Origin of the sequence: Nocardiopsis prasina DSM 43845 (genome assembly GCF_000341265.1) — a bacterium.
In the GTDB taxonomy this organism is placed as follows: Bacteria; Actinomycetota; Actinomycetes; order Streptosporangiales; family Streptosporangiaceae; genus Nocardiopsis; species Nocardiopsis prasina.
Window position 1 is genome coordinate 174333 of the sequence record NZ_ANAE01000110.1, and the last position, 25489, is coordinate 199821.

Consider the following 25489-nt stretch of genomic DNA (forward strand, 5'->3'; position numbering starts at 1 on the left):
ACATGCATCCATCCACATCCATCACCGAGTTGGTCTTCCGCAAGTCCAGCTACAGCGCTAACGCCAGTGACTGCGTCGAGGTTGCCGAAACCAAGAACGCGTACGCCGTCCGCGACACGAAGAATCGCGAAGCTGGACACCTGGCCTTCGCTCACGGGGAGTGGTCAGCAGCTCTGCTTGCGGCAGTGCGCACCACTGGCTGATCTGGACAGGGGCGAAGGGCCCGCACCGTCAGGTGGGGCCCTTCTTTGCACCCGTCCCGCGTTCACTCCCCGCTGTCTATGGGGATGCAGGCGCGATGTCCGCAGCAGGACACGGTCCGGGGCGTTTTCCTCTGCACACGAGGTGTAGCCGTGGGCAGAACCGTGCATGAGTCAGTCACTGCCCCCACCCCCAGCGGAGGTTACGACGATGCACCCCCACACCGACGAACTCACCTTCCACAAGTCCAGCTACAGCGCGACCCAGAACGACTGCGTCGAGGTCGCGGACCTCCCCACCGGCGCCGCCGTCCGTGACACCCAGAACAGGGAACGCGGTCACTTGGCGTTCGAGTCGTCGGAGTGGGCGGCCTTGCTCTCCACCACCCGCACTGGATGAAGAGCGGACGTGCCGTGTCCCAGAGATGATCACCCGATAGGAAGTGCCGATGCACTCATTCCCCGCTGAGGCCTCCTGGCGCACTTCGTCCTACACGCAGCAGCAGAACTGCGTTGAGGTCGCTGACACGCCGAGGCTGTCTGCTGTCCGAGACACCAAGAATCACCAGCAGGGTCACCTGGCGTTCGCGTCGCCGGAGTGGCGCGCGTTCCTCGCCGGAGTTCGACTCAACTGACCCGAGGCTTTCCGCAGAACCCCGGATCTCACCTGGGGTCCTGCCTGAACTCCTCCATGCCACGCCAACCCGAGGGCCAGCTTCGAGGAACCTCACAACCCCCAGGACGCGGGCCTCGACCTCCGGGTCCAGGCCCACCCTGGGACGGGCTCGCAGCCACCGCCGACGGCGGCACGCTCGTGCTCCCGTGGCCTGGTGCGGTCCAGCATCGACGCCCCGCTCGCCCACGAATTGCCGTCCGGTGAGCCGACCGAGGGGGCTTCCCTCCGGGCGGACGTGGACGACGACCGGGAGCGGCTCACCTTGACCACCCGTCACGCGGACGAACCGGACCTGGAGGCCTGACCGGATCCGGCCAGGGGGAACCGAAGAGGAGAACATCACCGCAGGTGGGGGCCGTGTCCGAGGGGACACGGCCCCCACTCGTACGCCATCCGAAGCCGGAGGAAAGCGGGTTCGAAGTCGGCTCGAAGCCGCGGCTGCCACCATCCCTCCCGAGCCCGTTCGTTGCGGGCTCGGGAACACAAGGAGCGAACACCCACATGATCAAGAACCTCCGGTCGGTCATGCTGCTCTCGGCGGCCCTCACGCTGGGGTCCGCGGCCATGGCGACGCCAGCCACCGCCGCAGACTCCCCCATCGTGGCCTACAACGGCGTCTGCGGCAGCGGCTACAACGTTGTCAACCACGCCAACATCGGAAACAAGGGCACCGTCTTCCTGACCTACAACTCCTCCAACGGCAACAACTGCGCCGTCACCGTGCGCAAGGGGTCGGGCTCGGCCATTCAGATGGTCGTCGGGCTGAAGCGGACCAGCGACTCCCCGAGCCAGGCCGTCCAGGACGAGGGCAACTACACCAGCTACGCCGGACCGGTCTACCGCCAGGCAGCCGGGCAGTGCGTCGACTGGTACGGGAACATCACCGGCACCAACGTGAACCGCAACGGCACCAACTGCGGCTGATCCACGCCCCCGCGCCGCGACGGGCGGCGCACGGACGCACGACGGGAAGAGCCATAATGCACGTTCTGAAGAAGGCCACCGCAGTCGCCGCCGCTGCCTGCATCGCCGCCGCGAGCATGGTCGCCACCGCGACCCCCGCATCCGCCGCCACCTACGGCGCCCAGTGCGGCAGTGGCTACACGGTCATCAACAAGATCGAGTTCCCGAACAACCGCGGGACGACGTTCCTCACCTACAACTCCTCCAACGGCAACAACTGCGTCGTGACCGTGCGCACCACACCGGGCGCCGCCGCTCCCATGGACGCGTTCATCAAACTGTCCTCCTCCTCCACGTGGAAGCGGGACAAGGGCAACTACACCACCTACGCGGGACCCGTCTACGTGTCGGCTCCCGCCACGTGCATCGACTGGGGCGGCACCATCGGCACGGCGACGATCGAGAGCCCGGACCACCACTGCGGCTGAACCTCGATCCTCCTCACCTTTCCCGTACTCACCGAGACACCAGGGGAGATCCATGAAGAACGCCCTCAGGAAGACCGCAGCTGTCGCACTGGCGTTGGGAATCAGCGTCAGCGGAGTTTTCGCCACCGCCGCCCCGGCCTCCGCCGCCTCCGCCATCGCCACCTACGGAAACGAGTGCGGCAGCGGCTACAAGGTCGTCAACCACAGGAACATCGGCAGCAAGGGCACGGTCTTTCTGACCTACAACTCCTCCAACGGCAACAACTGCGTCGTGACGAAGCGGGTCAGCACCGGCACCGCCGTCCTCATGGAGGCGGGCCTGAAGATCGGCTCGTCGGGCAACCACTACGACAAGTACGAGGCCGGGCACTTCACCAGCTACGCCGGACCGATCTACCTGAGCGCGGCCGGCAAGTGCGTGAGCTGGATGGGGCGCATCTCGGGCACCGAGGGCAAGGCCACGGACACCAACTGCGGCTGATCCACACGGGGGCGGGCGGCACGGGGAACGTTCACCGCGCCGCCCTTTTCCTGGGCTGACTCGTACATATCATCTGAAATAGATGCCAAAGTTTCAGAATGTGATTCACGCGCCCTGGCCAATCTCGGACAATACCCTTCTTCATCCGAATATCCCTGGACTCGTTGATTCGCCTGACCTAAGCTCCGCTGTGACCGAAGGCAGAAATCTGCGGTCAAGGGAGGCAATCGGTTGGAAAGCAACCTTTCCAGTATCCGGTATCGGCTGCTGGGCCCGGTAGAGGTCCTCATCGGGGAAGGAAACGTGGACATCGGCGGGCGAAAGCGCCGTACGGTGCTCGCGGCCCTGCTACTCCAGCCGAACACCGTGGTGCCCGACGAACGGCTCATCGACCTGGTCTGGGGCGAGGATCCGCCGCGCAGCGCGCGTTCCCAGATCCACGGCCACGTGCACGAGCTACGCAAACGCCTGGGAGCGGACACCATCGCCCGCGAGAGCTTCGGATACCGCATCCTCGTCGGGGCGGAGACGGTCGACGTGGATCTGTTCGAACGCCTCCTCGACCAGGCCAGGGCGAGCCACGCCTCGGGACGGCTCGACGACGCGGCCCGGGCCCTGCGCGCGGCGGTCTCACTCTGGACCGCGCCCGCGCTCAGCGGTGTCGAGCCGGCACTGGTCACCCACGCGCGACCCGCGTTGGAGGAGGAACGCCTGAACGCGATCGAGGAGCTGTACGAGGTGGAGGTCGAGCGGGGCCGCACCCTCGACGCCCTACCCAAACTGCGCGGTCTGTGCGCGGAACACCCGACCAGGGAACGTTTCGCGGGGCTGCTCATGTCCGCTCTGCACTCCTGCGGTCGCGTGGGAGAGGCCCTGGAGGTCTACGCGGACCTGCGCGACCTGCTCCGGGTCCGCATGGGGATCGAACCCGGCGCGCCGATCCAACGCCTCCACAGGGAACTCACCGCGACCAGAGGTGCGGTGACCAGTCGCGCGGAGGACCCCCCGGGCCAACGCGCCGGGACCCCGACCCGAGTACGACCCGCCGAACTGCCCCGCTGCGCCCACGGCATCGTGGGCCGGGCCTCGGAACTCGGCGCGCTCAACGCCGAACTGAACGGAGGCCCCTCCCCCCTCCTCCTCGTCACCGGGGTCGCCGGGGTCGGGAAGACCACGCTCGCCGCCCACTGGGGCCACGAGACCCGGGACCAGTTCCCCGACGGACAGCTGTACGTGGACCTGGACGGATCCGGCCGCCGCGGAGGGCCGGTCGACCCCGACGACGCGCTCCGTCAGCTCCTGCGCAGCCTGGGTACCGACCCCCACCATCTGCCCGGCGGCTCTCCTGACCTCGCCAACCTCTTCCGCTCGATCACCGCGGACCTGCGCCTGTTGGTCCTCCTCGACGACGCCGCCTCCGCCGAACAGGTCTCGCCGTTACTACCGGGCGGCCGGAGCAGCACCGTCCTCGTGACCAGCCGACACGAACTGGTGTCGATGGTCGCGCTGTTCGACGCCCGCCGTGTCCACCTCAACGTGCTGTCGGAGAAGTCGTCCATCGAGCTGCTCCTGCTCGTCGCGGGCCCGGAGAGACTGGCCGCGGAACGCGAGTCGAACGAAGGCATCGTCGACCACTGCGGGCGACTGCCCCTCGCCCTACGCATGGCGGCCGCCCGCATGGGCTCCGCCTGAGGGGTCGGGTCAGCGGCTGAGGACCCGGGCCTCGACCTCCGGGTCCAGGCCCACCCGGGGACGGTCCGGGCGCTGCTCCGCCTCCCCGCCCACGGACTCCAGCCACGCCCACGTGTCCGCGACGGTCTCCTCCACCGGACGACAGCGCAGCCCCGTCGCGAGCGCGCGATCGACGTTCCCCTGGTGCAGGAACCCGTGCAGCTCCCCCGGCGGCAGCCACATCGGCAGGTCCCCCCCCCGGGCGNCGTCCGCGATGACCTCGGGCGAGGTCCACCGGAACTCCGCGTCCGACCCCGTCACCTCCCTGCACGCCGACAGGAAACGCTCCATGGTCGTGTGACCGATCGGGCTGACCATGTTGTACGGCCCGTTCAGCCCCTTCTCCGCCGCGTCCAGGGTCCAGGCCGCGAGATCACGCGCGTCCACGTACTGGAGCGAAAGATCCCTCGGCCCGGGAGCCAGCACCGGCCCGCCCCGGGCGACCCGGTTCAGCCACCACGGCAGCCGACCGATGTTCTCGTACGGCCCCAGGATCAACCCCGCGCGGACGAACAGCGACCGGTCACCGAACACCGCCTCCGCCGCCAGCTCCCCGCCGCGCTTGGCCCGCGCGTAGTCGGTCCCGTCGTCGTCGACGGAGGCCTCCACCACGGGAGCGGTCTCATCGGCCCCGGGCTCAGCGGGCGAGACGTACACGGAACGGCTGGAGACGTAGGAGTGGTGTCCGACCCTGCCGTGCAGCAGGCGGGCCGCCTCGGCCACCGCCACGGGAGCCTTGGCCCAGGTGTCGACCACCAGGTCCCACTCCCCCTCCGCCAGCGCGGCGAGCCCGCCCTCCTCCGTGCGGTCACCGTGCCGCACCTCGGCCCCGGCGGGGGACGCGCGCGTCCCCCGGTGGAAGACGGTGACCTCCCACCCCCGCGCGATCGCCTCCTCCGCGACCGCACGCCCCACGAACTCCGTACCGCCCAGAACCAGAAGTCTCGTCATGCCGCCAGTCTTCCGGGGACGCACCACCCGCGCCAGACCCTCCTGCCCACGGCAGAAGGCTCACTTTCGCGCGCGTTCCAACAGAAGGTCGCGTTCGCGTGCGTTGCGGGTGAGCCCGGCCGCCCGCGCGAACTCCGCGCGGGCCTCCTCCGCGCGGCCCAGGCGTTCCAGCAGGTCGCCCCGGACGGCGGGCAACAGGTGGTAGCCGTCCAAGGCCCCCGACGCACGGAGCGCGTCGACGATCCCGAGCGCCTCCTCCGGCCCCAGCGCCATGGACACGGCCACGGCGCGATTGAGTTCCACGACGGGAGAGCCGGTCCGCCGGACCAGCTCCTCGTACAGGACGGCGATCCCGTTCCAGTCAGTGTCCTCCGGCCGAACGGCGACCGCGTGCAGTGCGGCGATCCCCGCCTGGAGCGAGTAGACGCCCCGGGGCTCGGCGGGGTCCGGGGGCACCGAACGCCCCAGGGCCCGCACCCCCCGGCCGATGAGCAACCGGTCCCAACGGGAACGGTCCTGCTCCGCGAGCGGCACCGCCTCCCCTCCGGGGCCGCCCCGGGCCCGGAACCGGGAGGCCTGGAGCTCCATGAGCGCCAGCAGCCCGTGCACCTCGGGCTCCCGGGGTAACAACTCAGCGAGGACCCGGCCCAGGCGCATGGCCTCCTCGCACAACTCGGGGCGCAGCCAGCGCTCCCCCGAGGTCGCCGTGTAGCCCTCGTTGAACACCAGGTAGAGGACTTCGAGTACGTCCGAGAGCCGGGCGTCGCGGTCCGGCCCGCTCGGCACCTCGAACCGGACCTTCCTCCGGGCGAGCGTGCGCTTGGCGCGCACCACGCGCTGCGCGACGGTGGCCTCGGGAACCAGGAAGGCGCGGGCGATCTCGTCGGTGGTGAGGCCGCCGAGCAGCCTCAGGGTGAGGGCGATCCGCGCGGGTGTGGGCAGCACCGGATGACAACAGACGAACATCAGGCGGAGCAGGTCGTCGCCGTAGTCCTCCTCCAGGACGGCGTCGAAGTCGGACTGCCCGTCGTGCTCGGTGAACTCCCGGCCCAGCTCCACCATGTGCGACCGGAAACGCTCGTCCCGCCGCCAACGGTCGACCACGCGACGCCGCGCGACGGTCGTCAACCAGGCCCCCGGTTTGCGGGGCACCCCCTCCTCCGGCCACTTCTCCAGGGCGGAGACCAGGGCGTCCTGGGCGAACTCCTCCGCGAGCCCGACCTCCCCGACCATCCCGGTGAGCGTGGCGACGAGGCGGGCCGACTCGATGCGCCAGACCGCCTCCACCTCGCGTTCGACGCCGGTGTGGCCCATGGGTCCATCACAGCACCACGGGCCACACCGGTGCAACGGGTCACGAGCCCGCTCACGACACCTCGAAGGGCGGGGCTCAGCCCTGCTGGCCCTCCTCGGCACGACGCTCGCGCTCGTGCTCCTTGACCTCCTCGGGCATGTCCTCCAGATCCTCCAGCTCAGCGATCCGGCGGAGCTGGAGCTTGAGCTCGCCCGGCTCGCCCTTGGCGGGGTGCGGGCACCTCCTGGCCCACTCCAGCGCCTCGGCGTGCGAGGACACCTGGAGCACCCAGTACCCCGCGATGAACTCCTTCGCCTCGGTGAAGGGACCGTCCAGCACGGTGGCCTCACCGTCGCGGAAGATGACCTCGGCCCCGGCGGAGGTGGGCGCCAGCCCCTCTCCGGTGAGCATGACCCCGGCCCGGAGCATCTCCTCGTTGTACTTGCCCATCTCCTCGTAGACCTCGGGACCGACCTCGTAGTCGGCGGCCTCGGACTCGGGGGTGCTCATGATCGACATCAGGTAGCGCATGGTGCTCTCCGCTCTTCGGGTGTGGAACGGGGTCCGTTCCCCGCTCTCACCCGTACGTCGAACGGGGCGGGCCGGAATCGACACACTCCTCGGAACTGTTCCTACTTTTCCTCCTGCCCGACTTCCGGCTCATGTTCACCCAGGTCAGCGACTTTTCCCGAGGCCTCGGCCATCGCAGCGGCCTCGTGTTCGTCAGCCTGGGCAGTGACCCGGCGCAGCGCGGACGCGGACAGGAGCAAGGCGACGAGGACCACCACGCCCGCGGCCACCGGAACGTAGGACAGCTCGACCCGGCCGAGCGCCCCGCCCAGCAGGGCGCCGATCGGGGAGAAGCCCGCACCGGACACCTGGACGCAGGACATCACCCGGCCCATCTGGGCACCGGGGACGATGAGCTGGATGGCGCTGAGCATCACGATATTGGAGGAGGTCAGGGCGAACCCGATCACCGTCCAGGCCACCGCTGCCGCGTAGGCGTTGGGGGCGAGGCCGAAGGCGACGCTGGCCACGGACGCCAGGGTGAAGAGCGCCATCTCCGTACGGAACCGGCCGAGTCGACCCACGATCCGGCTGACCGTGGTCGCGCCCAGCAGCGCACCCACCGCGGAGGTGCCCAGGAAGACGCCGTAGAGGGCCGCGGGGACCCCGAAGTGGTCCCGGACCAGGAGCACCATGACCGAGGACTGGGCGACGAAGGCCATGTTCATGACCACGTTGAACGCCAGGACCGGCCCCAGGGAGCTGCCACGGAAGACGAAGGCCAGACCCTCACCGATGTCACCGAGAACCGAGCGCACCGCACCCTTCCCCTCCCTCTCCTCGGCACAGCCCTCGGGGCGGCGTGGGCGGCGCACCGCCAACGGCAGGCCGAGCAACACCAGGGCGCCCAGGACATAGGCTCCGGCGTTCACGGCCAGCGGCAGGAACGCCGCCACCGCGAACAGGAAGCCGGCGATGGGGCCGCCCGCGAACTGCTGCGTGACCGTCCGCCCGCCCACCAGGCGGCTGTTCGCGCGTTCGAGCGCACCGACCGGAGCGATGTCCGGCAGCATCGCCTGCCCCGCGAGGTCGTAGAACACCTCGCAGACCATCACCGTGAACATGACCGCGTACAGCGCCCAGATCGAGGCGTGACCGGTGACGATCAGCAGGGACAGGGCCACGAGTGCGCCGCCCCGGCCGACGTTGGTCAGGACCATCAGGCGCACCCGGTCGACCCGGTCCACCACCACTCCCGCGACCAGGCCGACCAGCAGCCAGGGAAGGAAGCGGACGGCGGTCAGCCCGGCCACCAGCAGGGGGTCGTTGGTCAGCATGGCCGCCACCAGCGGCAACGCGACGAGCGTCATCCCGTCGCCGAGGTTGCTGGACAGACTTCCCGCCCAGAAGCGGTGGAAGTCCCGCCCCATCGGTGGTTTCGCCTTCTTCCCGGGGAACGCCCGGTCGGGGGATGCGCTGTTCACGTGGGGGATGTCCCTTTCACAGGGTGGGGGCTGCTCCTGCCGGGTCCAGGCTCCCGGGCAACGGTCAACTCCGGGTCACGGGCCCCTCGTCGTTCACGTCCCATGGACGGGCCCGGACGCCGCTCCGCCCTGTTCACGAGCACTCCCATGGAACGGGCGCTCCGCCGCGTGGCCGGATCAGGACAGGCCGCGAACATGACCACAACCGGTCAGGAGAGGCCCCGGGGGCCGTCCTGAACTGGGGCGTTCGGTAGAGTTCCGGGACGGTTCGAACAGTGGGGGCGGGGGCACGGGATGGGCGTTTTCCTGAGTGCCGCCTTCGGGTTCCCCCCGGTCCTGTTCACACCGATGCTCATCGTCGTCCTGGGCTACTGGATCTTCGTGATCGTCGGCGCCGCCGACACCGAGCTGCTCGACAGCGTCGACTCCAACGGCGACGCCGTCGGACTGAGCGCGTTCCTCAGCAGGGCGGGACTCGGCCGGGTTCCGGTGACCGTGGCCCTCACTCTGCTGATCTGTGTCGCCTGGTTCGCGAGCATGATGGGAAGCATCTTGACCACCCTCGTCGAGACCACCTCCACCCCCCTGCTGTACGCCCTCGGCGCCGTGGTGCTGGTCATCGCCCTGGTCGTCGCCTGGGCGGTCACCAGCGGCGTGGTCATGGGATTCCAGCGCTTCCTGCCCACGCGCGGCGGCGACTCCAAGCACGAGCTGGTCGGGCGCACCTGCGTGATCCGGATCGGCGAGGCCCGCGAGGACTTCGGCCAGGCCGAGATCACCACCGCGGGCGGTGCCTCCATCTCCATCCCCGTACGCACCATCAGCGGGGAGGTCCTGTCCTCGGGCAGCACCGCGCTGATCTTCGACCACAGCCCGGACGACGACGTCTTCCTGGTGACCGCCTTCGACGCCGCACTCGACCCCGGGCAGTCCTGACCGGGCGCCCCCGAACGAGCATCCCCCACCCGAACCGCCGTCGCCCCACACCACCCCTTGATGAGCAGGGACGACCTTCGCCGACCGTGGAACCGTTTGCCCCGTTCACGCGTCACAAAGCATGACGAACGCTTCTCTCCCCCGGTCGCCGCACCGCCAGCCCCGCGTCGCTCCCCCGGTGCCGGACCGACCACGTTCACCTCGCAGAAAGAGACACCCACGTGTTGCTGAGTGCATCCTCCACCGGCGGCCAGGAGGCGGCTGACGCGGCCTTCCTGACCTTCGGAGTGGCCCTGGCCGTCGGCCTCGTCGTCCTCATCGCCCTCCTGGTGATGGTCACGCGCCTCTTCCGGAAGGTCGAGCAGGGCAAGGCCCTGATCATCTCCAAGGTCAGGGACGTCCACGTCACCTTCACCGGCTCCATCGTCCTCCCGGTCCTGCACAAGGCCGAGATCATGGACATCTCCCTCAAGAGCCTGACCCTGGAGCGCGGCGGCCGTGACGGCCTGACCTGCAAGGACAACATCCGCGCGGACATCAAGGTGTTCTTCTACGTCCGTGTGAACGAGACCGCCGAGGACGTCAAGAAGGTCGCGAAGGCGATCGGCACCGCGCGCGCCAGCGACCAGGACACCCTCCAGGAGCTCTTCAACTCGAAGTTCTCCGAGGCGCTCAAGACCGTCGGCAAGCAGTTCGACTTCGAGGAGCTGTTCACGCACCGCGAGCAGTTCCGCCACGCGATCGTGTCCCTGATCGGCACCGACCTCAACGGCTACATCCTGGAGGACGTGGCCATCGACGAGCTGGAGCAGACCCCGCTCCACCACCACGACGCGAACAACATCCTCGACGCGCAGGGCATCTCGAAGATCACGGAGCGCACCGCCAAGGAGCACAAGCGCACCAACGAGTTCGAGAACGATCGCCGCAAGGAGATCGACCGCCAGAACACGGAGACCGCCGAAACCCTCGCCGAGCTGGAGAAGCGCCGCGAGGAGGCGGCCGCCAAGGCCAAGCGTGAGATCGAGATCATCCGCGCGCAGGAGGAGGCCGAGACCGCCCGCGTCCAGGCCGAGGAGCGGCTCAAGTCCGAGACCGCCAACCTGCGCACCAACGAGCAGCTCGGCGTCCAGTCCGAGAACCAGCAGCGTGAGATCGCGGTCGCCGAGAAGAACCGCGAGCGAGTCATCGCCATCGAGACCGAGCGGATCGAGAAGGACCGCCTCCTGGAGGTCATCGGCCGCGAGCGCGAGACCGAGCTGAGCCGCATCGCCAAGGACAAGGAGGTCGAGGCCGAGAAGCGCGAGGTCGCCGACGTCGTCCGCGAGCGGATCGCCGTCGACCGCACCGTCGCCGAGCAGGAAGAGGCGATCAAGAAGCTCCGCGCCGTGGAGGAGGCCGAGCGCCAGCGCCAGTCCATCATCATCCACGCCGAGGCCGAGGCGCAGGAGAACCTGGTCAAGGACATCAAGGCCGCCGAGGCGGCCGAGGCCGCCGCCAAGCACAAGGCCCAGGAGGAGCTCACGCTCGCCGAGGCCCGCCAGCAGGCCGCCGAGCTGGACACCCGAGCCAAGATCCGCCTCGCCGAGGGCATCCAGGCCGAGGCCGCGGCAGCCGGTCTGGCCGAGGTCCAGGTCCGTGAGCAGGACGCCGAGGCCGTCGAGAAGCTCGGCCGCGCCGAGGCCGTCGTCGCCCGTGAGAAGGCCGACGTCGACGCCGAGGCCGTGGAGAAGAAGCTGCGTGCCGAGGCCGCTGGTCTGACCGACAAGGCCGCCGCCATGGCCGCCCTGGACCAGGTCAGCCGCGAGCACGAGGAGTACCGCCTGCGCCTCGACGCCGAGAAGGAGGTCCGCCTGGCCGGGATCGACGTGCAGCGTCAGGTCGCCGAGGCCCAGGCCGCGGCGATGGCCGCCGGTCTGGAGAGCGCCGACATCAGCATCGTCGGCGGCGACGGCGCCTTCTTCGACCGCATGGTCAACTCCATCGGCATGGGCAAGGCCGTCGACGGGTTCGTCGGCAGCTCCGACACGGTCCAGGCGCTGGGCAGCGGTTGGCTCAGCGGCGAGGGCAACTTCGCCGACGACGTCAAGCGGATCCTGGCCGAGGCCGACAGCGAGGACGTCAAGAACCTGACCGTCTCCGCCCTGCTGCTCAAGCTCATCGCGGCGGGCGGCCCCGAGACGGGCAAGCTGGACAACCTGCTGACGACGGCCCGTTCCCTGGGCCTCGACCAGCTTCCCGTGAACGCTCTCGCCCCCGTGAAGCAGTGAGGTAGTCCTCCGTGACCGAGGCCCACTCCCAGGAAAACCAGCCCCGGGAGACCGACGGCCCCGGGCCGGAAGCCGAGGACGCGCGGTCGCTGGACGCGGGCACCTACGAGGTGCTCCGCGCCCGGCTCCGCGAACAGACCGGTGAGCTGGCCCGGCGGACCGAGGAACTCAACAACCGCCGCCTCGAGGTGTTCGGCGGCACCGAGCTCTCCCTGCGCGGTACCGAGCGCATCCGCACCGAACACAACTGCGTGCCACGCGACATCGTCAGCGTGGGGCGCTCTGTCGGGGACGACGCCGACGGGGACATGATCCTCTTCGGCTACAACGTCTACATCGGCATGCAGAGCCAGACGCACGTCTCCGACGTGTTCTCCCTGCACCGGTACGAGCACGGCGGTGACTCCTTCGAGTTCACCGACACGGCCGAGGACGCCGTCCCCGGCCTCCTCGCCGACGAGCGGTTCCGCCAGGAGTTCGCCCAGCTCTACCGCTACTACCGCGACGCCCACCTGCTCCAGCTGCGCCGGGTCGAGGAACGGCTGCTCGCCGTCTTCCAGACCGGCCCGCGCACCGAGGACGTACGGGTGCTGCGGTGGTCGGTCTCGCCCACCGGTGAGATCGCCTACCTCGACGACCGGGGGGAACGCGACCACGTGTTCCCGCCCTCGCACGACTTCTCGTGGACGGAGGCCACCCGCGAGGACCACGTGCAGGGTCGGCACCCGCACATCTCCATCCGCGACGAGCTGTTCGTGGAGACGGTCGGCGGCGACCTCACCATCAAGGTGGAGGACAACACCGAGGTCGGCGAGGGGATCTACAGCGAGCCCGTCGACGAGCCGTTGCAGAGCCTGGCCGACGCTTCGGTGTTCCACGCGCAGGTCGGCGCGCTCGTCCTGCTCAAGATCAGGCCGTACAACGAGACCGCGTGGCGGTACCTGGTCTTCAACACGCGCACCAAGGGCGTCGAACGCCTCGACGGTATCGGCCAGTCCTGCCAGCGCCTGCCCGACGACCAGGGGCTCATCTTCCCCGGCGGCTACTACCTGTCCACCGGGGTCGCGCGGACCTTCGACACCGACGTCACCGACCTGGAGTTCGAACGGGTGGTGCGCTCGCCCAACGGCGAGGACGTGCTGTACGTCTTCCACTCGCGGGCGGACGGGCGCAGCCTGCTGCTGTCGTACAACACCATCCGCAAGGAGGTCGCCAACCCGATCGTCTGCCACGGCTACTCGCTGTTCGACGACGGGACCATGACGGTCTTCCGCGACACCTCGGGCGAGCCCACCCGGGTGCACCCCATGCAGGTGTGGCAGACCCCGTACGTGTCCGACGTGTACGCGGCGGCGCAACCGGTGGGCACCGGGCCGCTGGAGCGGATCGGCAACGCCGAACTGGTCCAGGGCGTGTCCGAGTGCCTCTCGGTGGCGCGGATCTCCGAGGTCATGCGGCCCTCCACCGAGGTGTTCGAGGCACTCATCGCCTCGTGCCGCAGGGTCCTGGACCGGTTCCACTGGCTGGGCGAGGACGAGCTGGGCGACCTCGCCGCCCCGCTCACGGAGGTGCGCTCCACGGCCGAGCGGGTGCTGGACGAGTTCGAGACCGTCCAGGAGCTCACCCGTCAGGCCGCGAGGAGCCTCTCCGAGACGGAGGCGAAGGTCACCGCGCTCATCCGCAGGTCGCGGGGCGAGACTCCGCGCTCGGCCGAGGGGTGGGTGACCCGGCTGACCGAGCTGCGCCGCGCCCAGGGGCAGGCCGCCACGCTGCGCGAGATGCGCTACGCGGACACCGCCCGGATCGACGCGGTGGAGGAGGGCCTCGGCGAGGAGATCGCCTCCGCCGGGCGCCGCACCGTCGCCTTCCTCGAACAGGACGACGCCTTCGACGGCTACCACTCCGAGGTGGAGCGGCTGGTCGAGGACGCCGAGGCGTTGGAGGCGGTCAGCGCCGCCACCGCCGTGGGCGAGCGGATCGCCGAACAGACCGAGGGCCTCCAGGTCGTCACCGAGGTGATCGGGTCCCTGGACATCGGCGACGCCCAGGTGCGCACGCGCATCCTGGAGCGGATCAGCGAGGTGATGGCCGGGGTCAACCGGGCCCGCGCCACGCTGGAGTCGCGGCGCGGGGAACTGCTCGCCCTGGAGGGCCGGGCCGAGTTCGCCGCCGAGTTCGCCCTGCTGGGACAGGCCATCACCGGGGCGATCGCCGCGGCGGACACGCCGGAGCGCTGCGACGAGCAGCTGGGCCGGATCATGCTCCAGCTGGAGAACCTGGAGTCGCGCTTCGCGGAGTTCGACGACTTCCTCCAGGAGCTGTCGGACAAGCGCGAGGACGTCTACGAGGCGTTCTCCACCCGCAAGCAGTCGTTGGTCGACGCGCGCTCGCGAAGGGCCGACCGGCTGGCATCTTCCGCCGCTCGGGTCCTGGAGGGCGTGCACCGGCGGGTCGCGGCCCTGACCACGCTGGAGGACATCAACACCTACTTCGCCTCGGACGCGATGGTGACGCGGCTGCGCCGCACCGCCGAGGAGATGCGCGAACTCGGCGACACGGTGCGCGCCGAGGAGCTGGAGGGCCAGATCCTGGCCGCCCGCCAGGAGGCGGGTCGGGCGCTCCAGGACCGCACCGACCTCTACGAGGGCGGCGCCGGAGGGGAGACCATCCGGCTGGGCAGGCACCGCTTCGCGGTCAACACCCAGCCCATCGACCTCACCCTCACCCCGCATGACGGGCAGATGTCGGTGGCGGTCACCGGTACCGACTTCCGTTCGCCCGTGAGGGACGAGGCGTTCCAGGAGACCCGGCACCTGTGGGACCGGCTGCTGGTCTCCGAGAGCCCCGAGGTGTACCGGGCGGAGTACCTGGCCACGTCGATCCTGAGCGCGGCCGAGGAGGGGTCCGACGGGTTCTCGCTGGAGGCCCTCAACGAGGCCGTCCTGCACCCCGAGAACGGGGAGTCCCTGGAGTCCCTGGTGCGCGGGGCGGCGGAGTCCCGCTACGACGAGGGCTACGAGCGGGGCGTGCACGACCACGACGCCACCCGTGTCCTCTCCGCGCTGCTGCGGCTGCGCGCCGGGGCCGGGCTCCTGCGCTACCCGGGGCGGGTCAGGGCGGTGGCCCAGCTGTTCTGGGCGTACGGCGCGGACCAGGAGCGGCGGGGGGCCTGGCGGACGCGGGCGACCTCGCTCGCGCGGGCCCGGAGCGTGTTCGGTGCGCGCCGGTCGGCGGCGATCGACGCGCTGCGCACCGAGCTGGCCGAGGGTGTGGACGCCTTCCTCACCGACACCGGCCTCCACCAGGACGCCGACCTGGAGCTGGTGGGCGACTACCTCTTCGAGGAGCTGGCCCTGGACAGGGCCGCAGAGCGCGGGTTCGTGTCCGGTGCGGGCGCCCGGCAGCTGCTGGACCGGTTCCACCGGGCCCTGGGCAGCACCCGGGAGACCACCCGCAAGGCCTTCGAGGAGGACCTGCGGGGGCTGGGCGAGGACCTGGCCGCCCGTCACCAGCTGGTGACGGCGTGGCTGGAGGCGTACGCGACCACGTTGGAGGAGCCGCCCGCCCCGGGCGACCTGCCCGAGGCGGCCGCGATCGGCCTGTCCGAGAACGCCTTGGAGCGGTACGAGTCATCGGCGGCGGTCAGCGAACGGGTCACCGGTCTCCTGGGGTCGCATCCGAGGATCAGCGAGCGTTCCCTGGAGGTGCGGTTGGACGAGATCCTGCCGCGCACCCGGCGGTTCCGCACGGTGGAGGTGCCCGCGTACCGGGACTTCCAGCGTCGCCGGAACGCACTGGTGGCGACCGAACGCGAGCGCCTGCGGCTGGAGGAGTACCGGCCGAAGGTGATGAGCGGGTTCGTGCGCAACCGTCTGCTGGACGAGTCGTACCTGCCGCTGATCGGTGACAACCTCGCCAAGCAGCTGGGCGCGGCCGGGGACGACAAGCGCACGGACCAGAGCGGTCTGCTGCTGCTCATCTCCCCTCCCGGGTACGGCAAGACCACGCTGATGGAGTACGTGGCGAGCCGTCTGGGACTGGTGTTCGTCAAGGTCAACGGCCCCGCCCTGGGGCACGCGGTCACCTCGTTGGACCCGGCCGAGGCCCCGGACGCCACCTCCCGCCAGGAGATCGAGAAGATCTCCCTCGCGCTGGAGATGGGCAGCAACACGATGCTGTACCTGGACGACATCCAGCACACCAACCCGGAGCTCCTCCAGAAGTTCATCTCGCTCTGTGACGGCCAGCGCCGGATGGAGGGCGTGTGGGAGGGGCGGACGCGCACCTACGACCTGCGCGGCAAGCGGTTCGCCGTCTGTATGGCCGGCAACCCGTACACCGAGCAGGGCAAGCGGTTCCGCATCCCGGACATGCTGGCCAACCGCGCCGACGTGTACAACCTGGGTGACGTGCTCTCGGGCAAGGAGGAGCTGTTCGCGCTCAGCTACATCGAGAACGCGCTCACCTCCAACCAGACCCTGGCGCCGCTCTCCACCCGGGACCGCGAGGACGTGTACACGTTCGTGCGGATGGCTCAGGGTGACGACTCGGTCGGCACGGACCGGCTGAAGCACCCGTACTCGGCTGCGGAGGTGGACCGGATCGTCTCCGTCCTCCGGAAGATGCTCCGGGTGCAGGAGGTGGTGCTGGCCAACAACCAGGCCTACATCGCCTCGGCGGCGCAGTCGGAGGACGCCCGGACCGAGCCCCCGTTCCAGCTCCAGGGTTCGTACCGGAACATGAACCGGCTGTCGGAGAAGATCGTGCCGGTCATGAACGAGGCCGAGGTGGAGGCCGTCATCGACGACCACTACCTGGGCGAGGCGCAGACCCTCACGTCCGGCGCGGAGGCCAACCTGCTCAAGCTGGCCGAACTGCGCGGGGTGATGACCCCCGAGCAGGAGGAGCGCTGGCACGAGGTCAAGGAGGGCTTCCGTCGCGGCCGTGCGCTGGGCGGATCCGACGACGACCCGATGACCAGGGCCATCGGCGCGATGGGCCTGCTGGCCGACCGCGTGGGCGAGATCGGCACGGCCCTCGGACGAGGCGCCGACAGGTAGCCAAGAGAGGGACCCAGAGGGGCCGCCGACCCGCGAGGGCACGGCGGCCCCCTTCGGACTCAGACGATGGGGAAGCGTTCGTCGCCGATCACCATCTCGACCCGCAGGTTCCCCCCCAGGGCCTCCACGTACCTCCTCAAGGTGTCGACCTGCGTGTGGCCGATCTCCCCGCGTTCGATGCTGGAGACCCTGTTCTGACTGACGTTCAGCTGCTGGGAGAGCTGCACCTGCGTCAGCTCGGCCGCCTCCCTGAGCTCGCGCAGCCGGTAGGACCGAACCTCGTCCAACAACCGCTGCTTGTGCCGCTCCACCGCTTCCCGGTCGACAGGACGCTTGGCCAGCATGTCTTGAAGGTTCGTCATCGGTGTCCTCTCCCTAGTCCGGCGACGTGTTCGTCGAAACGCTGGTCCGCGAGTGGAATGCTGACCCGGTACCACTTCTGCCAGTTTCCCGACTTGTCCCCGCCCACCAGCATGATCGCCCTGCGCACGGGATCGAAGGCGAACAGGACCCGCAGCTCGGATCTCCCCCTGGATCCTGGGCGCAGCTCCTTCATGTTGGCGTGCCGTGACCCCCTGACCGTGTCCACCAGGGGTCGGCCGATACCGGGCCCGTGTGTGGCCAGTACTTCGAGCGCCGCGATCACTTGTTCGTACGAGCCCTGGTCCAGGGCCTCCAACCAGGGTTGGACGAGTTCCAGTTCAATGTCCCACACCAGCTTAGGTATACAACGCACAGGTTGTAAAGGAAGGTCGTTCGGGTGTTTTCCTCAGTCCAGATCAGCCTGTGCGGAGCAGAAGGCGGCGTTCGAGTTCGGGGGCCAGGGTGCGCATGTAGGTGGCGGTGATGTGGCTGGCGTCCCAGTAGACGAGGACGTTGCCGACCACCGGGCGGCACAGGTCGGGTTCACAGAGCAGGTCGGTGAGGTCCAGAGCCGTGACGTTGGCGGGAAGCTCGGCACCTTCGAGAGGTGAGGCCTCGGCAAGGGAATGGCCGGGCGGCGCCGAGCACCCCTCGGAATCGGACTCGGAGAGGCAGTCGGGGGCGGCGGAGGGCAGGCGCGGGGTGTCGCGGACCGCGACGACCTCGATGCCCAGGGCCTCCAGCTCCCGCCACCGGTCCACGTAGCCGTCCACCAGGACCTCCTCCCCGAAACCCGCGCTGGTGTCCAGGCTCGTCGTGGTGCCGGTGGTGAACACCGCGTCGGGGCGCAGGGACCGGAGCTCGTCCATGACGTTGCCGTTCCACTCGGCGCACTCGGTGTAGGGCTCCCCCTTGTGGAGCTGGGGCGCGTCGGTGAACAGGCAGGCGCCCTTGGTGATGTTGACCAGCCGCCAGTCCCGGCGCTGCGCGATCTGCTCCAGCGCGGGGAACCAGTGGGCGGCGTGCGAGCCGCCGACCAGGGCGACCGTGCGGTCCGGGTCCGAGGCCCCGTAGTCGCAGGTGATCGCCTCGGTTCCGGAGGTGGACTGGTTGCAGCCGTCGTCGTAGGTGACCGGAAGGTCCAGTGCGGCGGAGGCCGGGGGCGGGTGGACCGGGTCGGGGTACGCGCCGTCGACGTCGGAGGGCAGCGCGGCCGCGCCGGGGTAGCGGGCGGGGTCGGCGAGCACCTCCTCCAGGCGGCGCTGTTCGGCGTCCATCCGGACCGTCCACGCGCCCGTGGCCAGGAGGACCGGGACCAGGCAGGCGGCGGCGACCACCGGAGGCCTCAGCCGGGTGCCAGCGCGGCCGAACGCGACAATCCGGTCGGCGAGCGGGGTGGTCACCGCCGCCAGGGCGATGGAGAGCGCGAGGACCGCAATGCCCCCGAGTGGACTGGCCAGGTCCCGTCCGGTCACCGCGAGGTGGAACACCAGGATCGGCCAGTGCCACAGGTACAGGGCGTAGGAGATCGATCCCAGGTAGAGCACGGGGCGGAGGGTGAGCCACCGGTCGGCGCCCCAGGGGGAGCCGGTGGCCCCGGCCACGATGACGGCCGCCGCCGCGAGGGTCGGCCACAGCGCCGCGTAGCCGGGGAAGACCGTGGACACCTGGAGGAGAACGCCGCACAGGGCGAGCGCGGCCAGGCCGAGCCAGCCGAGGAGGACCCGCAGCGCCCGGGGCGGACGCAGGTACGGCAGGAGGAGGGCGAGCAGGCCGCCCAGCGCGAACTCCCACAGGCGCGCCCCGGTGTCGAAGTAGGCCCACGGCTGGTCCACGCGGGTGGCGAGGACGGAGTAGGCGAGGGACAGGGCGAAGACCGTGCTGAGGACGGCGAGGAGCACCCGCTGCGCGGGTCGGCCGAGGCGGGCGGCCCACCAGAAGGCCAGGCCGACCACCACCGGCCACACCAGGTAGAACTGGCCTTGGACGGAGAGCGACCAGAAGTGCTGGAAGACGCTCGTGGCGTCGTCACGCGCCAGGTAGTCGACGGAGCCGAACGCCAGGTGCCAGTTCAGGTGGTGGAACGCGGCGGCCAGGGACTCCGCGACAGTGTCCCGCCAGCGGGCCTCGGGGAGCAGCAGCCGCGCGCCCAGCAGGGAGACCGCGATCACCAGGGCCGCAGTGGGGACCAGCCGCACGGCGAGCCGGCCGAGGAAGGCGCCGTAGCGCGGGCCGCCCCGTTCGGCCGCGCGCACCAGGGAGCCGGTGACGAGGAACCCGGTGAGCAGCAGGAAGACGTCCACGCCGCCGGAGACCCGGCCGAGCCACACGTGGTAGACCGCCACGAGCAGGACGGCGACGGCTCGCAGACCGTCGATCTCCTGACGGTGGCTCGAGGGTGGTGGGAGGGGGGTCGTGTTCACGGGGACCCCATGATCACTCCCCCTCGTGACCACCCGGCATACGTGAGGTGACCGCCACGGATCCTGTCAGAGGCGGATGGTCTCGCGATCGGGGTCGGTGATCATCTTCGGGTCGCGGTCACGGAGCAGCGCCATGATCGGGGCGACCGTGTCGGCCTCCTGGGCGTACTCGCCCTCCTCGGTCTTGAGCCCCACGACCTGGAAGAACAGCACCAGGCCGTTGTCGGTGTCCAGGATGCGCATGTCAGCGTCGGGCACGATCGCCAGCGAGGTCATGTCCCCGTTGGCGCTCTCGCCGCCGAGCGGGGACCGGGTGACGATCCAGTGACCCACGTCCAGCTGGGCACCGGCCACGTACTGGTCGGCCAGCGCGTGCAGCACGCGCAGGATCCACGCGGGCACGGCCTCGTCGCCGTCCGCGCGCGGGATGCGGCACGTGAACTCGAATCCGGCGCCGGAGACTCGCTTCTCCTCGCTGGTCTTCTCCCCCAGCTCGGTGAGGCCGAAGGTGACCAGCAGCCAGTGCCCCTCCATGGGGTAGGCGAGGACGCCGTCGATCCCCTGCTCGGACTCGCGGGCGGGGAACTGGATGGTCAGCGGGTGCACGTCCGGGTAGTGCTGCGCCCACCCCTCGTAGATCTGGGTGAGTCCGGGCAGCAGTTCCAGCATCGTGCGCTCTCCAGGGTCGTGAACGGTGCACCCCAGAGGATATGCGCCGAGGCGGGGGCGGCGGCGTGGTGGCGCCGCCCCCTCCTCGGGGTCAGACCCCGGCGAGCACCCGACCGGTGTCGCGCGCGGCGTCCAGGGCCCGGGTGCGCTCCTGCTCGGCGAGGTCCCTCAGGCCCTCCATCCCCGGGGTGGTGGCGGCCAGGGTGAGCTCGCACTTGATCAGGGTGAGGTCGGCCTGCCAGAGGTCGCCGACGACACGCTCCAGATAGGGCGTGGAGTGGTCCCAGCCCTCGCGGGGAGTGCCGGGACCGTAACCGCCGCCCGCGGTGGTGACCAGCGCGGTGGGGACCCCCTTCAGCAGCGGGTTGGTGGGCCCGGCACCGGCGATGACCAGGTCGACCCAGGTCTTGAAGTGCTGGGAGACACCGTAGTTGTACATCGGTACGGCCAGGATCACGGCGTCGGCGCTCTCCAGTTCTCCGGCCAGCCGGGCGGCCAGGGCCAGCGCCTCGCTCTGGGCCGGGGTGCGCTCGGCCTCGGGGGTGGCGGAGCCCACGGTGGCGTGCACCCAGGCGTCGGCGGGCAGCGGGTCGGTCCCCAGGTGGCGGCGGTTCACTCCGCCATCCGGGTGCGCCGCGGTCCACTCCGCCTCGGCGCGGTCCGCGATCTCGGCGCTGGAGGACACGGACGGGAAGATGCTGCCGTCGAGTCGGAACAGGTTCATGATTCCTACTTCTCCCATTGGTTCGGTGTACCGCTGGCCGGATGCGTGCCCGGCGTCGCGGCGTGATGACAGCATAAACGGACCATCCCCCGCTTAGTATTCCCGGGGTAGATTGATTCCGTGGATGTGCCAGTGGTCCCCTTCGGAAGACCGCGCCCCGAGCGGGCGGACGCGGCCCGCAACCGCGAGCACCTGCTGCGGACGGTCCGCGCGATGATCGTCGAGCTGGGCCCGGAGAGCGTGACCATGGACGGCCTGGCCGAGCGCGCCGGGCTGGGCAAGGGGACCGTCTTCCGACGCTTCGGTACGCGTGCGGGGATCTTCCAGGCCGTGCTCCATGACGACGAGCTCCGGTTCCAGGAGCGGGTGCTGCACGGCCCGCCGCCGCTGGGGCCCGGCGCCGAACCGAAGGAGCGCCTGATCGCCTACGGCCTGGCCCGCTTCGACACGCTCAGGGGCAACCACGCCATCTTCCGTGCGGCACTGGGCCATTCCCCGCTTGCACCGGCCTCCGTGAGCATGACCCCTCCGCACGTCCGGATGCTGCTCCGCCAGGCCAGCCCGCCCCTCCCCCATCCGGACAGCCTCGCCCTCCAGCTCGCCGCCGCCCTGGAGGGCCCGCTGCTGTTGTACCTGGGCTCGGACGAGCTCACCGGCCCGCAGGGGGAGGCCGGCTGCGACCACCTGGCCGAAAGCTGGCGGACCCTCGTCGAGCGCGTCTTCGACGGCTGAGGCCAGCCCGGCGGTCGCGTGAGCCCCGGCGCGCCCCGGATCTTCGCGCGAGCGGCGGCCGGGACCGGGGATCGGCGGGCAACCACAGCCCCGGCACCCTCTTGCCACGATTCGTCCGGAGAACGGGACCCGTCTTTACGCGGAGCGTCGCCCCCCGGCCCTAACGTTCTGTTCCACCCTTCAAAGGGACCGTGAACAGGAGCAACGAGTGAACGCCAATCTCACCGTCGCGGCGGCCCAACCCGCGGACGGATTCGTCGGGTGGGTCGTCGGACTCATGGAGGTCCTCGGCGGGCCGGGGGTCGGTCTGGCCATCGCCCTGGAGAACCTCTTCCCGCCCATCCCGAGCGAGGCGATCCTGCCGACAGCCGGTTTCGCCGCCTCCCGGGGCGAGTTGGGACTGGCGGAGGTCCTGGTCTGGGCCACCGTCGGCTCCGTGGTGGGTGCGCTCGCCCTGTACGGCCTCGGCGCCTGGTTGGGGCGGGAGCGTTTCAGGGCGTTGGCGAGCCGCGTCCCGCTGGTCAAGATGGCCGACATCGACCGCACCGAGGCGTGGTTCGAACGGCACGGACCCAAGGCGGTCCTCCTCGGTCGGCTCATTCCGGTGTTCCGCAGTTTCATCTCGATCCCGGCCGGGATCGAGCGCATGTCCCTGCCGCTCTTCCTCGGCCTGACCACCTTGGGCAGCGCCGTGTGGAACACCCTGTTCGTCCTGGTCGGGTACCACCTGGGCGAGCAGTGGCACATCGTCGAGGGTTATGTCGGCGTCGTTTCCCGGGTCGTCCTGGCGGCGGTGGCGGCGGCGGTCGTCTGGTTCGTGGTGCGACGGGTGCTGGAGCGTCGGCGCGAGCGGCGGACCGCACCCGACCGCGGGCCCCGACACGGGTGAGGTCGCGGACCTGTGTGTCCGGCGGGCGCACCCCCTGGGGGCGGGGACCGGCCCGCCGCCCCGAGCGGATCGGCCACCGGGCCCGCTTCCCCAGTTTCGGGTGGACTGAAGTGGTGAGGGTTGGAGGTGAGGGGATCGAGAGGTCGACAGGAAACGGGGAACGGCCATGAGACACCTTCTACTGCCCTCCCGCGAGGAGCTGCCGGTACTCGGCCAGGGCACCTGGGGCATGGGAGAGGACCCCGACGCGCACCAGGCGGAGGTCCGTGCGCTGCGGCACGGGCTGGACCTGGGCCTCGGGCTGATCGACACCGCCGAGATGTACGGATCGGGCGGGGCGGAGAAGGTGGTCGGGGAGGCCATCCTCGGCCGCAGGGACGAGGTGTTCCTCGTCAGCAAGGTGCTGCCGAGCCACTCCGACCGCCGGGGTGTGATCGAGGCGTGCGAGCGCAGCCTGCGTCGACTGGGGACCGACCGCATCGACCTGTACCTGCTGCACTGGCGCGGAGGGGTACCGCTGGCCGAGACGCTGGAGGCCCTCATCGAGCTGCGTGACTCGGGGAGGATCGGGAACTTCGGAGTCAGCAACTTCGACACCGACGACATGCGCGAGCTGTGGGGCGAGGCGGGCGGCGACGACTGCGCCGCGAACCAGGTCCTCTACAACCTGTCCCGACGCGGCCCGGAGCACGACCTCCTTCCGTGGTGCCGGGACCACGAGGTGCCCGTCATGGCCTACTCCCCCATCGAACAGGGACGTCTGCTGGGCGACCCCGTCCTGGAGCGGGTCGCCGAGGGGCACGGGGTCTCGGCCGCGCAGGTGGCCATCGCCTGGGTCCTGGCGGGCGGGGGCCTGTGCGCCATCCCGAAGGCGGGCACCGTCGGGCACGTGGAGGAGAACCACGCCGCCCTTGATCTGCGCCTGACCGAGGAGGATCTGGGAGCCCTGGACGAGCGCTTCCCCGGACCGGACGGGCCCAGCCCACTCGACGTGCTCTGACCAGGGCGAGCGGAGCCGGACGGCGAGGACCGGGAGGGGCCGGAGCCAGGCGGGCAGGGCCGGGAGGGGCCGGAGCCAGGCGGGCAGGGCCGCTGATGGAGCCGGACGGGCGGAGGCCGGGAACGGAGCCGAACGGGCCGGGAACGGCCCCGGGGATGGGTGCCGATGGCTGACCGGGCGGGGCAGGTAGCGGAACGGACCCGGGAGGCCACCCTGTCCCCGAGGTGAGAGTCCGAGGTACTGCGCCAGGGGACCTTGTCCCGACCCGGAGCGGGATGTAACTTTCCTCCGAGTCAGACATCCGTGTTGGAGACAACCGACAGTGCCCCGGTCGGCGACAGCCCCTCCCCTCTAACCCGCTCCTGAGGTGGACACGTGAAGACCCCCCGATCGCCGCGCTCGCGGCGTGCCCTGACCACCCTCACCGCCCTGGCCGCGGCCGTCCTGCTCTGCACCCCGCAGACGGCCCTGGCCAGCCCGGCGCCCGACGACTCCGTCGAGTTCGTCCCCACTCCGGCCGACACCCCCGCCGAACGCACCGAGGCGGACCGGGAGGCGCTGGAGGAGAAACTGGCCAACACCGCCGTCCCGCCCGGACCACTGAGTTTCGGCGCCGAACCCCTCGCGGCCGCCCGGAACGCCGCCGAGGGCGCGGCGGCCGGCGCCTCCTGCGCGATCACGGCGGAGTCCGCCACAGCCCTGGCGCTGGCCCCCGTCTGGCCCGAGGTCTCGGCCGGCTCCGCCCTGCCTCCCTCGCCGATGACCCTGTCGAGGTACGACAACCAGTCCGGCCTGTACGACCCCGCCGGACGGGACGGCCTGTTCTTCAACCCGGGTGTCGGCCTGTGGCAGATGGACTCCGCGGGACTCGGCACCAACAACACGGCGGGCGAGGCGATCGACTCCGTCTGGGTCTCCGACTTCGTCGTGCCCTACATCGTGGACAAGTACTGTTCCGCCATCAACGGGGGCTCCGCGGCGCCCGCCGCCCGGGCCACCGCGTGGGCGGACTGGAACGCCTGCTCCGACGGGGACTGTGACACCGTGTACTGGCGGGCGATGAACGACGGGATCGGGTCGGACCCGTCCGTGGGCCGCCACGGCGGCGCACAGCCGCGCACCTGTGAGTTCGAGGGCACCTCGTACGACTGCCTGTTCGTGGACGTCTCCGACGTCCAGGGCGCCGACTGGTGGACCCGACCCGAGAGCGGCCGCTCCCCGGTGCCGTCACCGTTCTACGTGCTCAGGGCCGGTTCGGGCGACGGCGTCCGCGAGGTGCGCGTGTGGCTCGCGGCGGACTCCGGGCACGGGGTGGACGTGACCGTCACCCGACCCTTCGGTGGCAACGCGCGGGACGCGCTCTCCTGGACCGACGGTCTCGGCCTGTGCGACACGACCGCCGGGCGCGGCTCCTGCTGATCACGGAAAGTACCGAATGAATTCGGGCCCTGGTCCCTTCTGGGACCAGGGCCTGTTTCCTTTCCGGTGTTCCCTCTGTGAAACACAGAAGAACCAGAGGTCACACCAGGGAAAAGGTTCAATACAACCTCTATCTACCGGCCGAATCGCATGTTACTTTCTTTCCCGCCCGGGGGACCCGCTAGGAAGATTCAAACGAAGAGGCCACAATGCCCCATTCGACGGCACCCGAGATCGACCTGCCCGAGCTGAACTTCGACGACATGGAGGTGATGAGCGTCCGCGA

24 protein-coding genes are annotated in these 25489 nt (G+C 70.2%); 15 read left to right on the plus strand and 9 right to left on the minus strand.

Translation table 11 applies throughout. The annotated features are described in order from the left end of the window. Positions 1-2 precede the first annotated feature (2 nt). From D452_RS29610 to D452_RS28130, 8 genes are all read left to right on the plus strand, one after another. Positions 3-203 (plus strand): DUF397 domain-containing protein, encoded by a 201-nt coding sequence (locus D452_RS29610; RefSeq protein ID WP_083927501.1) that lies wholly within the window; start codon positions 3-5, stop codon positions 201-203. A gap of 208 nt (positions 204-411) precedes the next feature. After that, positions 412-600 (plus strand): DUF397 domain-containing protein, encoded by a 189-nt coding sequence (locus D452_RS0111475; RefSeq protein ID WP_017544293.1) that lies wholly within the window; start codon positions 412-414, stop codon positions 598-600. 49 nt (positions 601-649) lie between these two features. Next, positions 650-835: a DUF397 domain-containing protein gene (locus D452_RS0111480; protein WP_017544294.1), complete on the plus strand. Its 186-nt coding sequence runs from the start codon at positions 650-652 to the stop codon at positions 833-835. A 195-nt stretch (positions 836-1030) separates the two neighbouring features. After that, positions 1031-1180 (plus strand): hypothetical protein, encoded by a 150-nt coding sequence (locus D452_RS30685; protein ID WP_017544295.1) that lies wholly within the window; start codon positions 1031-1033, stop codon positions 1178-1180. A 197-nt stretch (positions 1181-1377) separates the two neighbouring features. Further along, positions 1378-1800, plus strand: coding sequence for a hypothetical protein (locus tag D452_RS0111490; RefSeq protein ID WP_017544296.1), 423 nt, complete (start codon positions 1378-1380; stop codon positions 1798-1800). A gap of 56 nt (positions 1801-1856) precedes the next feature. After that, positions 1857-2267 carry a hypothetical protein gene (locus D452_RS0111495; RefSeq protein ID WP_017544297.1) on the plus strand — a complete coding sequence of 137 codons (411 nt, stop codon included), beginning with the start codon at positions 1857-1859 and terminating at the stop codon, positions 2265-2267. 52 nt (positions 2268-2319) lie between these two features. Beyond that, on the plus strand, positions 2320-2748 hold the full coding sequence (locus D452_RS28125; RefSeq protein WP_017544298.1) for a hypothetical protein: 429 nt from the start codon (positions 2320-2322) through the stop codon (positions 2746-2748). A 231-nt stretch (positions 2749-2979) separates the two neighbouring features. Continuing rightward, positions 2980-4440, plus strand: a complete 1461-nt coding sequence (locus D452_RS28130; protein WP_239646369.1) for an AfsR/SARP family transcriptional regulator — start codon at positions 2980-2982, stop codon at positions 4438-4440. A gap of 9 nt (positions 4441-4449) precedes the next feature. Here D452_RS28130 and D452_RS0111510 read toward each other — a convergent pair whose 3' ends face one another. From D452_RS0111510 to D452_RS0111525, 4 genes are all read right to left on the minus strand, one after another. Next, entirely contained in the window at positions 4450-5430 is a 981-nt protein-coding gene (locus D452_RS0111510) for an NAD-dependent epimerase/dehydratase family protein (protein WP_017544300.1), read from the minus strand. A 60-nt stretch (positions 5431-5490) separates the two neighbouring features. Then, complete coding sequence (locus D452_RS0111515) at positions 5491-6744, minus strand: RNA polymerase sigma factor (RefSeq protein WP_017544301.1); 1254 nt, start codon at positions 6742-6744, stop codon at positions 5491-5493. Positions 6745-6820: 76 nt separating this feature from the next. Beyond that, positions 6821-7255, minus strand: a complete 435-nt coding sequence (locus D452_RS0111520) for a YciI family protein (RefSeq protein WP_017544302.1) — start codon at positions 7253-7255, stop codon at positions 6821-6823. A 101-nt stretch (positions 7256-7356) separates the two neighbouring features. Next, positions 7357-8664: an MFS transporter gene (locus D452_RS0111525; protein WP_017544303.1), complete on the minus strand. Its 1308-nt coding sequence runs from the start codon at positions 8662-8664 to the stop codon at positions 7357-7359. A 348-nt stretch (positions 8665-9012) separates the two neighbouring features. Between D452_RS0111525 and D452_RS0111530 the strand changes: the two genes are divergently transcribed. From D452_RS0111530 to D452_RS0111540, 3 genes are all read left to right on the plus strand, one after another. Further along, entirely contained in the window at positions 9013-9654 is a 642-nt protein-coding gene (locus D452_RS0111530) for an OB-fold-containig protein (RefSeq protein WP_017544304.1), read from the plus strand. A 221-nt stretch (positions 9655-9875) separates the two neighbouring features. After that, complete coding sequence (locus D452_RS0111535; protein WP_017544305.1) at positions 9876-11924, plus strand: flotillin family protein; 2049 nt, start codon at positions 9876-9878, stop codon at positions 11922-11924. A gap of 11 nt (positions 11925-11935) precedes the next feature. Next, positions 11936-16984, plus strand: coding sequence for a DNA repair ATPase (locus D452_RS0111540; protein WP_017544306.1), 5049 nt, complete (start codon positions 11936-11938; stop codon positions 16982-16984). 59 nt (positions 16985-17043) lie between these two features. Here D452_RS0111540 and D452_RS0111545 read toward each other — a convergent pair whose 3' ends face one another. From D452_RS0111545 to D452_RS0111565, 5 genes are all read right to left on the minus strand, one after another. Continuing rightward, complete coding sequence (locus D452_RS0111545) at positions 17044-17346, minus strand: helix-turn-helix domain-containing protein (RefSeq protein ID WP_017544307.1); 303 nt, start codon at positions 17344-17346, stop codon at positions 17044-17046. Continuing rightward, entirely contained in the window at positions 17343-17699 is a 357-nt protein-coding gene (locus tag D452_RS0111550) for a type II toxin-antitoxin system RelE/ParE family toxin (protein ID WP_026129204.1), read from the minus strand. The genes D452_RS0111545 and D452_RS0111550 overlap by 4 nt, the downstream gene beginning before the upstream one ends. Positions 17700-17763: 64 nt before the next feature. After that, the gene (locus tag D452_RS0111555) at positions 17764-19770 is read right to left on the minus strand and encodes an acyltransferase family protein (RefSeq protein WP_017544309.1); all 2007 of its coding nucleotides are present in this window, start codon (positions 19768-19770) and stop codon (positions 17764-17766) included. A gap of 66 nt (positions 19771-19836) precedes the next feature. Further along, a complete protein-coding gene (locus D452_RS0111560) occupies positions 19837-20439 on the minus strand; it encodes a suppressor of fused domain protein (protein WP_017544310.1) in 603 nt (200 codons plus the stop codon). A 91-nt stretch (positions 20440-20530) separates the two neighbouring features. After that, entirely contained in the window at positions 20531-21163 is a 633-nt protein-coding gene (locus D452_RS0111565) for an FMN-dependent NADH-azoreductase (RefSeq protein WP_017544311.1), read from the minus strand. Positions 21164-21283: 120 nt separating this feature from the next. Between D452_RS0111565 and D452_RS0111570 the strand changes: the two genes are divergently transcribed. The 4 genes from D452_RS0111570 (at position 21284) to D452_RS0111585 (ending at position 25203) form a co-directional block, all read left to right on the plus strand. Further along, positions 21284-21895, plus strand: coding sequence for a TetR/AcrR family transcriptional regulator (locus tag D452_RS0111570; RefSeq protein ID WP_026129205.1), 612 nt, complete (start codon positions 21284-21286; stop codon positions 21893-21895). Positions 21896-22103: 208 nt separating this feature from the next. Beyond that, entirely contained in the window at positions 22104-22784 is a 681-nt protein-coding gene (locus tag D452_RS0111575) for a DedA family protein (RefSeq protein ID WP_017544313.1), read from the plus strand. 166 nt (positions 22785-22950) lie between these two features. Continuing rightward, a complete protein-coding gene (locus tag D452_RS0111580; protein ID WP_017544314.1) occupies positions 22951-23784 on the plus strand; it encodes an aldo/keto reductase in 834 nt (277 codons plus the stop codon). Between the two features lie 375 nt (positions 23785-24159). After that, entirely contained in the window at positions 24160-25203 is a 1044-nt protein-coding gene (locus D452_RS0111585; RefSeq protein ID WP_017544315.1) for a hypothetical protein, read from the plus strand. The last annotated feature ends 286 nt before the right edge of the window (positions 25204-25489 follow it).

Coding starts and splice junctions, on each gene's coding strand:
- D452_RS29610 (WP_083927501.1), top strand. CDS start 3: ATGCATCCATCCACATCCATCACCGAGTTGGTCTTCCGCAAGTCCAGC.
- D452_RS0111475 (WP_017544293.1), top strand. CDS start 412: ATGCACCCCCACACCGACGAACTCACCTTCCACAAGTCCAGCTACAGC.
- D452_RS0111480 (WP_017544294.1), top strand. CDS start 650: ATGCACTCATTCCCCGCTGAGGCCTCCTGGCGCACTTCGTCCTACACG.
- D452_RS0111490 (WP_017544296.1), top strand. CDS start 1,378: ATGATCAAGAACCTCCGGTCGGTCATGCTGCTCTCGGCGGCCCTCACG.
- D452_RS0111495 (WP_017544297.1), top strand. CDS start 1,857: ATGCACGTTCTGAAGAAGGCCACCGCAGTCGCCGCCGCTGCCTGCATC.
- D452_RS28125 (WP_017544298.1), top strand. CDS start 2,320: ATGAAGAACGCCCTCAGGAAGACCGCAGCTGTCGCACTGGCGTTGGGA.
- D452_RS0111515 (WP_017544301.1), bottom strand. CDS start 6,744: ATGGGCCACACCGGCGTCGAACGCGAGGTGGAGGCGGTCTGGCGCATC.
- D452_RS0111520 (WP_017544302.1), bottom strand. CDS start 7,255: ATGCGCTACCTGATGTCGATCATGAGCACCCCCGAGTCCGAGGCCGCC.
- D452_RS0111525 (WP_017544303.1), bottom strand. CDS start 8,664: ATGGGGCGGGACTTCCACCGCTTCTGGGCGGGAAGTCTGTCCAGCAAC.
- D452_RS0111530 (WP_017544304.1), top strand. CDS start 9,013: ATGGGCGTTTTCCTGAGTGCCGCCTTCGGGTTCCCCCCGGTCCTGTTC.
- D452_RS0111545 (WP_017544307.1), bottom strand. CDS start 17,346: ATGACGAACCTTCAAGACATGCTGGCCAAGCGTCCTGTCGACCGGGAA.
- D452_RS0111560 (WP_017544310.1), bottom strand. CDS start 20,439: ATGCTGGAACTGCTGCCCGGACTCACCCAGATCTACGAGGGGTGGGCG.
- D452_RS0111565 (WP_017544311.1), bottom strand. CDS start 21,163: ATGAACCTGTTCCGACTCGACGGCAGCATCTTCCCGTCCGTGTCCTCC.
- D452_RS0111580 (WP_017544314.1), top strand. CDS start 22,951: ATGAGACACCTTCTACTGCCCTCCCGCGAGGAGCTGCCGGTACTCGGC.